This window comes from Streptomyces sp. CA-106110, from assembly GCF_050936285.1.
GTDB lineage: Bacteria > Actinomycetota > Actinomycetes > Streptomycetales > Streptomycetaceae > Streptomyces.
The window spans coordinates 8,891,783-8,905,490 of the sequence record NZ_JBNJNB010000001.1 but is presented as its reverse complement, the minus strand read 5'-3'; the positions used below and the strand labels follow the sequence as shown (position 1 = coordinate 8,905,490).

10 protein-coding genes and 1 pseudogene are annotated in these 13,708 nt (G+C 67.9%); 7 read left to right on the top strand and 4 right to left on the bottom strand.

Going from position 1 to position 13,708, the window contains the following annotated elements:
• Window positions 1-240: 240 nt before the first annotated feature.
• Window positions 241-993 carry a DUF3152 domain-containing protein gene (locus tag ACQEXA_RS41040; protein WP_433134735.1) on the bottom strand — a complete coding sequence of 251 codons (753 nt, stop codon included), beginning with the start codon at window positions 991-993 and terminating at the stop codon, window positions 241-243.
• A gap of 495 nt (window positions 994-1,488) precedes the next feature.
• On the opposite strand from ACQEXA_RS41040, the gene ACQEXA_RS41035 reads away from it, so the two are divergent.
• From ACQEXA_RS41035 to ACQEXA_RS41020, 4 genes are all read left to right on the top strand, one after another.
• Window positions 1,489-2,175, top strand: a complete 687-nt coding sequence (locus tag ACQEXA_RS41035; RefSeq protein ID WP_433132594.1) for a response regulator — start codon at window positions 1,489-1,491, stop codon at window positions 2,173-2,175.
• A 167-nt stretch (window positions 2,176-2,342) separates the two neighbouring features.
• Window positions 2,343-3,767 (top strand): sensor histidine kinase, encoded by a 1,425-nt coding sequence (locus ACQEXA_RS41030; protein ID WP_432939061.1) that lies wholly within the window; start codon window positions 2,343-2,345, stop codon window positions 3,765-3,767.
• Between the two features lie 11 nt (window positions 3,768-3,778).
• Complete coding sequence (locus ACQEXA_RS41025) at window positions 3,779-4,357, top strand: hypothetical protein (protein ID WP_433132592.1); 579 nt, start codon at window positions 3,779-3,781, stop codon at window positions 4,355-4,357.
• A 472-nt stretch (window positions 4,358-4,829) separates the two neighbouring features.
• Window positions 4,830-5,315, top strand: coding sequence for a DUF4265 domain-containing protein (locus ACQEXA_RS41020; protein WP_433132590.1), 486 nt, complete (start codon window positions 4,830-4,832; stop codon window positions 5,313-5,315).
• A gap of 165 nt (window positions 5,316-5,480) precedes the next feature.
• Here the strand turns inward: ACQEXA_RS41020 and ACQEXA_RS41015 are convergent, their stop codons facing one another.
• On the bottom strand, window positions 5,481-6,038 hold the full coding sequence (locus ACQEXA_RS41015) for a hypothetical protein (RefSeq protein ID WP_433132587.1): 558 nt from the start codon (window positions 6,036-6,038) through the stop codon (window positions 5,481-5,483).
• A gap of 472 nt (window positions 6,039-6,510) precedes the next feature.
• Here ACQEXA_RS41015 and ACQEXA_RS41010 point away from each other — a divergent pair, with 472 nt between their 5' ends.
• Both ACQEXA_RS41010 and ACQEXA_RS41005 read left to right on the top strand, forming a co-directional pair.
• Window positions 6,511-6,801 carry an Imm32 family immunity protein gene (locus ACQEXA_RS41010; RefSeq protein ID WP_432926354.1) on the top strand — a complete coding sequence of 97 codons (291 nt, stop codon included), beginning with the start codon at window positions 6,511-6,513 and terminating at the stop codon, window positions 6,799-6,801.
• Between the two features lie 177 nt (window positions 6,802-6,978).
• Window positions 6,979-8,367 (top strand): annotated as a pseudogene (locus ACQEXA_RS41005) (IS1380 family transposase).
• A gap of 362 nt (window positions 8,368-8,729) precedes the next feature.
• Here the strand turns inward: ACQEXA_RS41005 and ACQEXA_RS41000 are convergent.
• Together ACQEXA_RS41000 and ACQEXA_RS40995 are read right to left on the bottom strand one after the other, a co-directional pair.
• Window positions 8,730-9,080: a hypothetical protein gene (locus ACQEXA_RS41000; protein WP_432926357.1), complete on the bottom strand. Its 351-nt coding sequence runs from the start codon at window positions 9,078-9,080 to the stop codon at window positions 8,730-8,732.
• 301 nt (window positions 9,081-9,381) lie between these two features.
• Window positions 9,382-10,548, bottom strand: coding sequence for an IS4 family transposase (locus tag ACQEXA_RS40995; protein WP_432926359.1), 1,167 nt, complete (start codon window positions 10,546-10,548; stop codon window positions 9,382-9,384).
• 714 nt (window positions 10,549-11,262) lie between these two features.
• Between ACQEXA_RS40995 and ACQEXA_RS40990 the strand changes: the two genes are divergently transcribed.
• A complete protein-coding gene (locus ACQEXA_RS40990; RefSeq protein WP_433132585.1) occupies window positions 11,263-13,698 on the top strand; it encodes a SpoIIE family protein phosphatase in 2,436 nt (811 codons plus the stop codon).
• Window positions 13,699-13,708 lie beyond the last annotated feature (10 nt).

The following is a 13,708-nucleotide window of genomic DNA, read 5'->3' as shown; positions in this document are numbered from 1 at the left end:
GAGAGAGGGGGGTTGTTGCCTACGAGCCACTGAGGACCACGGGATCGTGGGGGCTCCGCCCACGCCGACAGCACCGGCGCACCGCGAACACGGCGCCGTGAGCGCCCGGTGGCCTTGACGACCACGGGGTTGTCGCCGAGTTCAGAGTGGCGGCCGCAGTTCATGGGCCCTGGCTCAACTCATGACCAAGCTGTAACGGCCGGTCTCCTGAGTGGCGCGCCGCCGGGAACGGCCGCCGTCTCACGCCACGTGCGGCCCGGAGACGAAGTGACCGTTCCTGTCGTAGGGCCAGGCGTTGGCGACGCATCCATGGAGGCCCTTGATCTGCTGCATCATCACGGGGGCCAGTTGGCCGGGGCCCGCGCAGGTCATGTGCGTGTAGCCCAGGAAGTGCCCCATCTCGTGGTTGATGATCAGTGCCCGGTAGTCATGGATCGGACCGTCGAACGTGGGCGAGCCCTTGACCCAGCGCTTGAGGTTCACCACCACCCCGCCGGAAACCTCGCAGTTGTATTCGCCTTGGGTGTTCTGGTGGATGCCCGTCCAGCACAGGGCGTCCGCCGTCCCCGGTGTCGCGATCTTCACCGTGAGGTCGTGGGGCTGCCCCGCGGCCACCAACTGGAACGCGTAGGCCGGGTCGTGGGTCCAGCCCCGGGGGGCGGCGAGTATCTCGGCGATCTCGTTCGCCGCCTGGGTCGGCGAGATGTCAAGCCCGGTCTCGACCTTCACCACGTAGCGGAGCGGACGCGGACCCCGACCGACCTTCTCGCCACTGGCATCCGCGGTGACGAATGTGCCGGAGCCCGTCGCAGGGACTTCGATCTCGGTGGGGGTCGGCGTGGGCGGCGGGGTGGGCTTGGGGGTCGGCGTCGGGGTCGGCGTGGGCGTAGGGGTGTGGCGCACCGTGCTCCGCGGGTGCGGCGCACCGCTCGACGCGTCGCTTCGTCCGCCGTCCAGGAAGAAGACCCCGGAACCGAGCAGACCGGCGGCCACCAGCACGCCGATCAGAAGGCCCCGGCCCCGACGGCGCGGACGGCCCCTGCGGTGGGAAGAGCGGTGCCGACGGCCACCGCGGTGGGAGGACCGGCTCTCACGGCCATCGCGGCGGGAGGCCCCGGCGCTGCCGGTGGGCGGTGCGGATTCCAGCTCTCGTGCCGAATACATGGCAGCTCAAACTGGTCATTTCAGATGATCACCGTGAGCTCGGAAAATCACGAAAGGGTAACGAGTGGTTTCCGGCGACTCTCGCCGCTTCGGACCGGACCACCGGCAGACCGGTCCCCTTCGGCCGACCCTCGCCATTTCGAGCCGGACCACCGGCAGACCGCCCCCGACTGCCGGTCGGCCGGTTCGACGGGGTCGTCCGCCCGACGGCACGCCGGCCGGAAACCGCCCACACATCCCATCCGTTGTGACCCTTCTGTAACAGCTCCCGAGGGGGGCTCTTTCCGGGACGGCCACCGAACGCGGTCTGCTTACACTGTCGACGTGCCACGAGTCCTGATTGTCGAAGACGACCCAGATGTCCGTAAGGCCGTCCAGCTGGCGCTCCGGCATCAGGGGCACGAGGTTTCCGCCGCCGGAACGGGTGAAGAGGGATTGGAACAGCCCCATCCCTTCCGCCCGGACGTCGTCGTGCTCGACCTCATGCTGCCCGGCATATCCGGCCTCGACGTATGCCGGCGGATAAGGGATCGCGACCAGGTCCCGATCATCATGGTGACCGCCAAGGGCGATGACATCGATGTCGTCGTGGGCCTGGAGGCCGGCGCGGACGACTACGTGGTCAAGCCCGTACAGGCCCGGGTGCTCGACGCGCGCATACGGGCCGTACTGCGCAGGCAGGACGCGTCGGTCTCGGACGGCGTCCGACCCAGGGCGGAGTCGCACGGCGAGTTGGTCATCGACCGGGCCGGGCTCGTGGTGACACACCGTGGCGAACGCGTCGCGCTCGCCCCCTCCGAGCTCCGGCTGCTGCTGACCCTGTCGGCCTCGCCGGGACAGGTGTTCAGCCGCCAGCAGTTGCTGGAAGCGGTCTGGGAGCACAGCTACCACGGCGACATACGACTGGTGGACGCCTGTGTGAAGCGGCTGCGCAGCAAGCTCGGTGAGGGCAGGGATCCCCGGTACGTGCAGACCGTACGCGGCTTCGGTTACCGCTTCGGTATCTCGTGAACGGCTGGAGAGCCGTGCGGGCACGAAAGGCCGTACGCGAACGCGAGGCTGTCGGAGCCGGGCAGGGCGCCGGGTCGGCGCCGTTCCTCAGGGCGATCCTGGCACGAGTCCCGCTTCCGCTGCGTGGCCTGCGGCCCCGCCTGGTGGCGGCCTTCGTCCTGGTGGCCATGGCCAGTGCCCTGAGCACCGGAGCCCTCGCATTCCGGGAGGCGCGCACGGGGGTGCTGCAGCAGAGCCAGGACTCCGTCATCCGGCAGTTCCGGACCAGCGTCGACGCCGTGGCCGTCTACACTCCCCCCGCACCGAACCAGCCGGAGCTGCAGTCGGCGGTGAACCAGGTGCTCCACGGCAACCCGTCACAGGGGTGGCGGGTCATGGCCACGTACGGCAGCCTCCGCGCCTGGGCGCCGAGTGCCGACTTCGACAGGCTGAGCCCCGAACTGCGCCGGTCCGTGCACACCAAACGCGCCGCGGTGTTCCAGCGGGTGAACGTCGACGGGCAGCCCAATCTCGTCGTCGGAATGCCGGTCACGTACACCACGGGCGAGGGCGCGGAACCCAGGCTCTCGGGGATGGTGATGTACCTGGTGGTGCCGCAGAACACCGAAGCGGCCTACGTCAGCGCGATGATCAGCGGCATCGAGCGCGCCACCCTGGTGGCACTGTGCCTCGCCGTCGTCCTGGCGCTGCTGGCCGCGAGCGGTGTGCTGCGTCCCGTGCGGGCGTTGCGCCGGGCGACGCGCCGGATGGCCGAGGGGCATCTCGACGTCCGGCTGGCGGTCAACGGTTCCGACGAACTGGCCGATCTCTCACGATCGTTCAACGACACGGCCGCCGCGCTGGAGCGGTCGGTCGCGGAGTTGCGCCGCCTGGAGGCCCAGGCGCGCCGCTTCGTCGCGGACGTCTCCCATGAACTGCGGACCCCGCTGGCGGCGATGTCAGCGGTCACCGACGTGCTGGACGAGAACGCGCGGCACTTGGACCAGGAGACCGGCGACGCGTTGCGGCTCATCAGCGAGGGAACCAGCCGGCTGAGCGGGCTGGTGAACGACCTGATGGAGATCTCCCGCTTCGACGCGGGCGCGGTCGAACTCAACCTGGACGAGATCGACTTGGCCGAGTCCGTACAGCGCACTCTTGCCTCTCGGGGGTGGCAGGGCCAGGTGGAGACGTATGTGCCCCGGCCGGGCGTGCTCAGGACGCGCGTGGATCCGCGCCGACTCGACGTGGTGATGGCCAATCTGATCGGCAACGCGCTGCGGCACGGGGCGCCGCCGGTGCGGCTGACCATGGGTGTGAGGGAGGAGCGAGCGGACGTGGCGTGGGCCGTCATCGAGGTGAGCGACAGCGGACCGGGGATTGCCGAGGAAGCCATGCCGCACATATTCGAGCGCTTCTACAAGGCGAGCACATCGCGGACCAGAAGCGAGAGCAGCGGACTGGGCCTGGCCATCACGGTGGAGAACGTGCATCTGCACGGAGGACGCATCAGTGCGGCGAACCTGCCCGGGGGCGGTGCGGCGTTCACGGTCGAACTCCCCCTGCACCGCGACTCCGCAGCCGCCGCCGACGCCACCGCGGGTGCCTGGTGAAGGGCTCGCGCGTGTCGGCGCTGCTGGTCGGGCTCACGGCCGTGCTCACGCTGGCAGGGTGCGGAGTCCCCCCGTCCGACGTCATCGAGGCGGGCGCACCGGCGAGCGGCATGTTCTCCGCGGGTCCGAAGCACGCGGTACCGACCGCCGTCCCCGTCTATTTCCTGCACAACGGTGATCTGAAGCCCTATCTCCGCAAGATCAGCGACCCTGGGGACCTCGGGACCCTGGTGCGCCTGCTGTTCGACGGACCGTCCGCGAGCGAGGCCGCGACGGCTGTCACGAAGCTGCCCCACCTGACGGATGCACCAACGGTGGCGATCGGCAGCGACAACATCCTCTCCGTCCACCTCCCCAAAGACGTCCCTCCCCTCAGCCACCTGGCCATGCTGCAGTTGGCGTGCACGGTGGCTCACGAGACCGCGCTGTCCGCCGCACTGTCCTCGGACGCGCCTCAGGACGGCGCTTCTACGGCTCCTCCCGTCGGTGGGCAACCCTCCTCGCCCGCATACCCGAGCGTCCGTGTGCTCGGGGACGGATGGACGATGACGCAGTCGGACAGCGAGTGTCCCGACCCTGTACAGCCGTAGGAGGAGCCCAGGCACCACCCGGTACTGGCAGGGACACCTCCTGTGGCCTGCGGATACGCGCGTCAGTGCCGGCTTTCAAGGGGAACCGCTCTTGCCGATTTCACGCCAGGGGGCGCGGCGGGGCCAGCAATGGTGCTGCCGATCCGGCATCGGCTCTCGACTCTCGACTCCAGCGCGCCTGGACGGCGGAGGGCATCGCCACCGTGCCGGTCGTTGCCCGGGGCGGTGCGGGATGCCGGATGCCCGACGCCTCGCACCGAGGCCATCACGGGGCCATGATGGCGACGGTAGCGCGTGCCCGCTGCGTGCCCGATCGACCGGGGAACAGCAGGGACTCAGGGGGAACGGCGGCACCGGTGGTACCTAGGCCCAGATCAGACGCTTCGCGGGTCAACCCGCACCCGTATCACTCGTCTTCCAAGCTGGGGACCCGTCTACCGGAGCGTCACCACGTCTGTGCATGCTGTCTGGCATGACTGAGCCTGGCCCTGAGCACGTGAAGGTGCACTTTCGCCTTGAGATCGAGAACGACTGGCCCCCGGCCGGGGTGGAGAGTCTCTGGGCCATCGACCGGGGTAACGGGGAAGTCGAGTTGGCGAACACACCCTTCTTTGTCCGGGGTGTCGCCATCGGTGACATCGTTGAGACGTCCATGGACGACGAGGGAGTCAGGTGGGCAGGCAGGATGGTCCGGCCCTCGGACAACTGCACCATCCGCTTGATCGTGCTCCGCGACAGCGGCTCGGCGGCGGCCCGACAGAGCGTGCTCAACGCCTTCAACAAGTTGGGCGCCGGCGGTGAGGGCATCGAGCAGTTCCGCATGGTGTCCCTCGACATCCCGCCGGAAGCGGATCTCGGCAAGATCAAGCGTCTCCTTCAACACGGCGTTGATAAGGAGTGGTGGCACATGGAGGAGGGCTGCATCACGGATGCTTGGCGGACTACCGAGGCTGACTAACACATCAAGGTCGCCGTGCCCCTTGCGTGCCCGATCAGACGGCCGGCGGCAGCGGATAACGGCAACAGAGGTGTACGCACAAGGCCCTTGGCGGTAAGAGGGGCCGGCCTTGCGCCCTTGCAACCACCGACCGCGCTTGTTGTCCAGCCCGGTGTGGCTACCGGCTCAGTGTCCCGGTGTTCCCAAGATGCCGGTGCCCGCGAGGAGGCAGGCCGTCACATAGCTGACCAGGGCGGGTATGCCGAACGACGCCATCATCATCCAGAATGCCCAAAACCTGTGCACTCCTTCGGGGAGGCGGGAGCGCGGCTCCAGACCAAGACCGGTGCGGGCGTGACGGGTTACCGCGATCGCGCAACCAGGACGTGATTCCGCACGCCGGACGGCCTGGCGAACCTGCGTACTGACCGGATGTTTGTTGTCGACGGTAAGACGGACCTGCTTCCCGTCCCGCATGTGCAGTTCGTCGATGTAACCGACGCGAGCAATCGAGGTGTAGCGGCGCACGCTGGCCAAGTCGTCCAAACAAAGCGTGCGTACCCCGGTCATGGTCCTGGCGGAGACGAAGTACCGACCGCCTTGGACGACTATGGATGGTCGACCCGCGAATCCGTACCAGATCGCGATCAGGATAGGGCCGGCAATGACACCAGCCAAGGTAGAGATTCCCGTGTATGTGCCCTTGAGCACGTGGGATCGAATCAGCCCTGCGTCGACAAACACGATCGCCACCCAAAGGGACAACACGACACACAACCCTCGTAGCATCCGTCGACGGGCATACGATGCCTTTACGGGACCCGGGGCTCCTCGGGAACCCAGCCGCCGCTGAGTGCGCCGTGCCCTTCGAGCCGGCCGACGCAGCTCACGCGTCAGGTCTGCCATCGGATCCGCACCGTCACCATCCCGCGCCGCCACCGGCCGATCCTATGCCCGGACGATCCCGTGTTCGCGGCCTATCCGCTGTCACGTCATGACCGTGCCCGGCTGAGCCAGGCGTGCAGACCCAAGCAGTCGTGGTGTTGACGGTTCGGGACGAAGAGGCCGCGTGCCTACTGCTCTCCTCATGCGGGTGTGAGGCTCCCATGGACTGCCCGTGATGCACCCTGATCGACCGGGCATCGTCAGGTACCTGACTAAGTGTGATCCCTGAGACTCAGAGGCCCGGTGTGCGCGAAGACGCATGATGGTCTGTATGACCCACGATGCAGGCAGCGCCCCAATGGAGAACACCCGAATCACGGCCGTGACCGATGGTGTCACGCAGGTCTACACGTGGGAGGAGGACGCACGGATCGAGGTACGAAACCTCGGTGGTGAGGTCGTCATCGAGGCGAATGCCGCAGGTCTCAGGACGCTCGCCGGCCATCTGCTCGTGCTCGCCAAGAACGGCGTTCCCGACGGAAGCCACCTGCACCTTGAGGACAGCAACGGCCTGGAGGACGGGTCCGTCGGCTTGGTTCTGGAACGCAGCGACGCCGAATGACGCACACCGTGCAGCTAGCAGCGCGTGCCCCCTGGCCTTGTCGAATGCCACTCAGCCCGGATCCACCGGCTTGATGCCTGTGGACGGTTTCTCGGGGAACGAAGAAGTGCCTTGTGACCTGCGATGATGGGGTTTCTCTAGGACCACATCAGGCACGATCAGCAAGGCACTTCCGAGATGCAATCTTCCCATGCCGCGGCGGCGGTCTCATCCGCGTTCGACGACCCGAACCTGATCGCGTACGGCGGCCTGGAGCCGGTGGTGCGGTTGGCCGAGCGGTGCGGTCTGCCCGCACTGGTCGGGGAGTACATCCGTCTGCCGGCCTCGAAGGACGGCACCGGTGCCTTCCCCGCGGCGAAAGTGATGTCGCTGGTGGGTGGCATGGTCGCGGGCGCCGACAGCATCGACGACATGCACCGGGTGCGGCACGGCGCGATGGGCCGCCTGTTCTCCGGTGCGCGGGCCCCGTCCACGCTGGGGTCGTTCCTGCGCTCCTTCACCCACGGGCATGTGAAGCAACTGCACGCTGTGGCCCGCCGGTTCCTTCCCGAACTGGCCCGTCACGCCCCGCTGCTGCCCGGCGCGGACCAGGTCGCCTACGTGGACATCGATGACACCATCCGCCGCACCTACGGCTACGCCAAGCAGGGCGCCGGTTACGGATACAGCAAGGTCAAGGGCCTGAACGCGCTGCTCGGCATCGTCTCCACACCCCTGGCCGCCCCGGTCATCGCCGCCACCAGGCTACGCAAGGGACCCTCGAACTCCGCGCGCGGAGCGGCGGCGTTCGTCGCCGAGACCATCCGCACCGCTCGCGCCTGCGGCGCCAGCGGCCTGCTGGTGATGCGCGCGGACTCGGCGTTCTACGGCGCCGATGTCGTCAACTCCTGCCGGGCGCTGGGCGCGCGGTTCTCCATCACCGTGCGGATGAACGCTTCCGTCAAGACCGCCATCGCCCGCATCGATGAGGACGCCTGGACGCCGATCAAGTACCCCAAGGCGGTCTGGGACGAGGAGGGCCAGTGCTGGATCTCCGACGCCGAGATAGCCGAGACCACCTACACCGCCTTCACTTCCAAGCCGAAGAAGCAGCAGGTCACCGCCCGTCTGATCGTGCGCCGCGTCAAACGCCTGAGCGCGCAAGCCGTCCCCGCCGGACAGGGCACGCTGTTTGACACCTGGCGCTACCACGCCGCGTTCACCGACTCCCCGCTCTCCTTGAACGATGCCGAGCGTGACCATCGACGGCACGCCGTCGTCGAGCAGGTGATCGCCGATGTCAAGAACAGCGCCTTCGCCCACGCGCCCTCCGGGCATTTCCAGGCCAATGCCGCCTGACTCGCCCTGGCAGCCCTGGCACACAACCTGACCCGCGCCGCCGGCGCACTGGCCGGCACGTTCCATGCCAGAGCGACCACCGCCACCATCCGTGACCACCTGATCAACGTGCCCGCCCGCCTGGCCCGCTCGGCCCGCCGCCTCACCCTGCACCTGCCCGAACGCTGGCCCTGGAGCACCAACTTCACCCAGCTCTTCAACATCGTCCACGCGCCACCAGCCCCCTGACACTCCCTGACCGACCTGCCCGAAAGAGCCCGAGACCTGCGGAAAAGTGGAAGAGCTGGACAGACCAGCGGCCACCCCACGCCCGAATCCGCAACTCAACCCCGACACGGCCTGCACGACCCCGAAACGATCACACCGAAATCAAGCCGGTGGATCCGGGCTCAGGCAGACCCCCAGATCGCGATCCGCCCCATCAAGGCTTTGGACGGCACCGCCTGAGAGCCACGGCGGGCGGCAGTTCATCCCATCCAGAACTGACCATCAGCAGCCGCGCGGTAGAACTTTCCCTAGATCATCAAGGGCCCACGCAAGCGCGGGCCGACCCATGGGGCCGCAAGCGAGATACGGCCCTGAGTAGGGGCCTAGGGCCGAAGACATTCTCCCTGCGGGTCGTAGCAGACGAGCCCGAACTCCCGCGCTAGCGAAGCAGCGTAGTCAGACACCTCCTCGGCCTTCCTATAGGGCATGAGCATGCACAAGATCGGCCCCGACGCCTCCTCGATCACCGGCGGGGACGCCCACACAATGGGACCGTCGATGTGGTCCGGGTATCGCTGGAGGAGCGCCTCGACGTAGGCCACGATGCGCGGCGCCGGAGGCACGAAGACATCATCCGACTCGAGGTAGCGCGCATACAGGTCGTCGTAGACCACGCCTGCTTCGTAGTTGTCGAGAGGACGTTCACCCTCCCATACAGCAAGGTCATAGCTCACAGTCAGATCGTCGCAGTTGACAGTTCGACCGACCCCGCGGCCCCCTAAGACCCGTTGATCCGTAAGAGAGCCCCTAAATGCAATGCCGTTGCGTTACGGGTCTGCGGGTTGGGGTCTTGTGATGAGGATGGCTTGAGTGCCGGTGCGGGCGGGTTGGGGTCCGGCATGGTGTTCAGCCCGTTTGAGCCGGTAGTTGGACATCTTGCGTTTCACGACTCGGGGCTGGCTGCGCAGGCGTCTGGCGGGCAGGAGTCGTTCCAGGAGGTCCTGCTGGAGCATTGCCAAGGCTCTGACGAGGAGGTCAGGGGAAAAGCTGCCCGGCGTGACAGTCACACTGCGGCGGGCAGAGCGCAGGGTTTCGGTGAAGGAGAACCCGGTCGGGGTCCAGGCCACGGGTGGCGGCCGTTCTCAGCATGAGTTCGCGCAGGGCATGGTGGACCAGTAGGTGCGCCCAGATCTGCTGACGGACACCATCGGGGGTTTTGCTGCTGAGCACGACACGGGCGCCGCGCTGATGGGTCTTGATCTCGGCGAAGACGGACTCGACCTCCCAGCGTTCGCGGTAGAGCGCGGCCAGCTGTCGGGCCGGATAGCGTCGGGCGTCCAGCAGGGTGGTGACCAGCCGGTAGCGGTCAGCTGCACCCTCACTGCCCCGGCCCTTGAGCTGGTAGGCCAGGACCCGGACGGTGACCGGCTCCTGCCGGGCAGGGCCGCTGCTTGCCCGGATCCGTGAGAGCCATGACCCATCCCGGAACTGCTTGATGACCGGCAGGACGCGGTTGACGGGCACCCGCCACAGCAGATCGGCGCCCGTGGCGGTGAAGGCCTGCCACAACGGGACACCGAGGAACTCGCGGTCGGCCAGGACGAGCTGGCCCGGGCCGAGTGACCGTGGCAGGCGACCGACCAGGGTGACTTCCCCGGTGCGGCAGCCGGCGAGTTCCGCGTCCAGCACCGCATGGCTGCCCACCTCCACCAAAGCAGCCATCCGCACCTGCGGGAACGCGCTCTTGCCCGGCCCGCGGCCGTTGCCCGGACGTCCGAACGCGGTCTCGTTGGCTTCGCTGTCCGCGACGTCCCAGCACGTCCCGTCCACCGCTAGCAGCCGCAGTCCCCGCCAGAACGCGCCGGGTGTCGCCTCGGTGGCCATCGACTTGGCGGTCATGGCGAACAGCACCCGCAGGGGCTCACAGCCCAGCCGCTGCCGGGCTCGGAACAGCGAGGACTTCGTCGGCACGTGCCAGTCGCCCAGCAGTCCCTGGCCCCGCAGACCCTCCACCAGGTGCCGCATTAGTTCCAGATACGGAACCGGAGAGAACAGCGCCAGCCCCAGCACGAAGTACACCACCAACCGCGCGGGAAGCAGCCGTTTGCGTTGCTCCGCACAACCGCAAGCCGCGACCACCCGATCCACCAACCCCGGTGGATACACCCAGGTCAACAGCCCCAGACCCGATAACTCAGACACGCGCGCAGACACCCGAACCACCCCCTGGGACCACTACCCAGGAACCTACGCCCGAGGCCTAAATCAACGGCATTGCCCCTAGATGGACGAGCCACGGTCAGAACTGCCCCGATGGACTCCAGCGGACGGCGAGCAGTTCCGTTCTGATCCACAGCCGCGCGCGCGAACCGTCAACGGGACCAGCCATGCTGCCGAGCGCCGGGGAGGCATAGGCGTCGCTCGGACCGCGGTGCAGCGTCGCCCGCTTGAGAGCCTCAAGGCACCTGTCGGGCGTTGAAGCGCCACGTCGGCCATTTGTCATGCATGCGGTCGAGTCTGGGATGCAAGGGGTGCGCGGCTGTGGTCTGCGCATCCCGGGAGGTCGGGCCGCCGCTCTGTCGGATCTGCGGTGCCCGCATGTTCTACCCCCTCCTGCGGACCTGCGGCGGCCGGGGGCCGCGTTGGCATCAGCCGCGGCTGCAGTCCTGTCACAGATCGGAGCTCCGTCCGGTCAAATACCCAAAAGGTGCAAATCTGGTCGGATTGATCTCGGCGGGACCCGGCCGAGGTCGTCCACGTCCTGCCGGGACCCATGCTGCTCCAGCCGTCCACCCCGCCGTGGTCCTGGTCGCCGCAGCCGACCCGCGTGAGAGCGACAGCCACCTGGGTGAGGAGGACAGCTCGATGACCAGCGCGGACAGGGTGACCTTTGGTGAGCGTTTGAATATGCGCGAGATGCCCGAGTCAGCGGTCGCGATGCTCGACGAGCGTGGAACGGTGGTCGCATGGACGCAGGCCGCCGAGCGGCTTCTCGGGTACTCCGCCGGGGACGTGGTGGGCCGGTCCGCCGCACTCGTGCTGCCGTCTTCCGGGGAAACGCCGACGATATCGGCCTTGATCGAGCAGTGCCGTGCCCAAAATGACTGGTCGGGCATGATGACGGTGCGCCATCGCGATGGCCGCATGCTGGACCTCAATCATCGGATCTCGACGTTGAGGGGGCAGGACGGAACCTTCCGGTGGCTTGTGTCCGCCACCGACATCGGCACGCTCTCCCGGGACGCGGGAAACGGATCGGTGCGGGAGTCGCTTCTCACCCACGCGCCGATCGGCATCGTCGTTCGTGACCCGCAGCTGCGTTGCGTCTGGGTGAACGACACAATAGAGAGCCACGACGGCATCTCCCGCGACCGGCGGCTCGGCCGTCGAATCACCGAGTCCCTGCCCGGCTTCGAGGCCGAAGCCCTGGAAGCGGTGATGCAGCAGGCGCTGCGGAACGGCACCACCGCGGTCCACGAGTACCGTGTGTGGCCGACGGAAGATCCGCGCCGGGAGCATGCGTTCTCGGTCTCGTACTTCTGCCTCCAGGACGCGGACGGCACGACACTGGGGGTGTGCTGCATCAGCGTGGATGTCACCGGCAATCAGCGGACGCGCGAGCGCTTTGCCATCCTCAGCCAGGCCCGCACGCGTATCGGCAGCACCCTGGACATCATGCAGACCGGGCAGGAACTGGCCGATCTTGCCGTGCCCCTGCTGGCCGACTACGCCTACGTCGACCTGGGGGAGTCCGTCCCGTTCGGCGAAGAGCCCCCGACCCGAATCGACACGATGAGCGGTCGCCCTCCCGTTTTCCTCCGTGCCGGTCAGGCCTCGATCCACCCAGGAGTCCCGGAGTCGTCCTTTGCGCCAGGGGAGACGGTTTTCGTCCCCGCAACCTTGCCGCACGCCGGCGTTCTGCGCACAGGGAGGTCCTACCTGGAACCGGTGCTGGACACCTCTCCTGGGGCATGGATCGACCACGACCCGACGCGGGCGCAAAAGATCCGTGAGCACGGGACACATTCCCTGATGATCGTGCCCATCATTGCGCGGCGCGCCGTCCTGGGTATCGCGCTGTTCCTCCGCACCGAGGACCCCGTCCCCTTTCACGAGGATGACCTGCTCCTGGCCGAGGAGCTCGTCACCCGGGCCGCGCTGTCATTGGACAACGCCCGCCAATACACGCGCGAACACACCGCGGCCCTCGCGCTCCAACGCAACCTGCTGCCCCACCGTTTGATGGGCGGCGCGGCGGTCGAGGCGGCCTGGCGCTACCTGCCGGCCGACACGGAAGCCGGCGTCGGAGGCGACTGGTTCGACGTGATCCCGCTGTCCGGCGCCCGGGTGGCCCTCGTCGTCGGCGATGTCGTCGGACACGGCATCAACGCCGCCGCGACCATGGGCAGGCTCCGCACCGCCGTACGCACGCTCGCCGACCTGGAGATGCCCCCCGACGAACTGCTGGCCCGTCTCGATGGCACGTTCCAGCGACTGGCCGAGGCGGACGTCGACGCCGCGGACCAGGCCCCCACGGTTGTAGGCGCCACCTGCCTGTACGCCGTCTACGACCCGATCACCCGAAGGTGCACCATGGCACGGGCCGGGCACCCTCCGCCCGCGATCATCGACCCGCAGGGCCGGGTCACCTTCCCCGACCTGCCCACCGGAAGCCCACTCGGCATCGGGCTGGGGGTTCCCTTCGAGGCCGTGGAGCTGGAACTGCCCGAGGGCACTCTCCTCGCCCTGTACACCGACGGCCTGATCGAAACCCGCGACCACGACATCGACGTGGGAATGCGCCGCCTGGCCGCCGCCCTGGCCCAACCGGATCGCGCCCTGGAAGACCTGTGCACCCGAGCGACGCAGCCCCGCCCGCGTCAGGCACCGTCCGACGACGTCACCCTGCTTCTGGTGCGGACCCGCTCTCTCAATCCCGCCCAGGTCGCCTCCTGGACGCTGCCGAACGACCGGACCGCTGTCCGCAGCGCCCGGCACATGGCAGCCCGTCAGCTGACCGAATGGGGCCTGGAAGGTCTCCAGGACCCCACGCAACTGATCGTCAGTGAACTGGTCACCAACGCCATCCGCCACAGCACCGGCCCGATCGGACTGCGTCTGATCCAGCATCAAGTCCTGACCTGCGAAGTATTCGACACCGACGCCAACTCCCCACGCTTGCGTCACGCACGCGCCATCGACGAAAACGGCCGCGGCCTCTTCCTGGTCACCCAGCTGTCCCGCAGATGGGGCACCCGCCCGGAATCCGGCGGCAAAGTCATCTGGGCCGACCTGGACTCCGCACCCTCACACGCACGGGCCTCCGGCACACCACCCCCGCGCAAGGAGTAACCGAGCCTTC

Bases quoted from the DNA above. Each gene is read 5' to 3' on its own strand.
- ACQEXA_RS41030 (WP_432939061.1), top strand. From the start codon at position 2,343: ATGGCCAGTGCCCTGAGCACCGGAGCCCTCGCATTCCGGGAGGCGCGC.
- ACQEXA_RS41020 (WP_433132590.1), top strand. From the start codon at position 4,830: ATGACTGAGCCTGGCCCTGAGCACGTGAAGGTGCACTTTCGCCTTGAG.
- ACQEXA_RS41010 (WP_432926354.1), top strand. From the start codon at position 6,511: ATGACCCACGATGCAGGCAGCGCCCCAATGGAGAACACCCGAATCACG.
- ACQEXA_RS40990 (WP_433132585.1), top strand. From the start codon at position 11,263: ATGCCCGAGTCAGCGGTCGCGATGCTCGACGAGCGTGGAACGGTGGTC.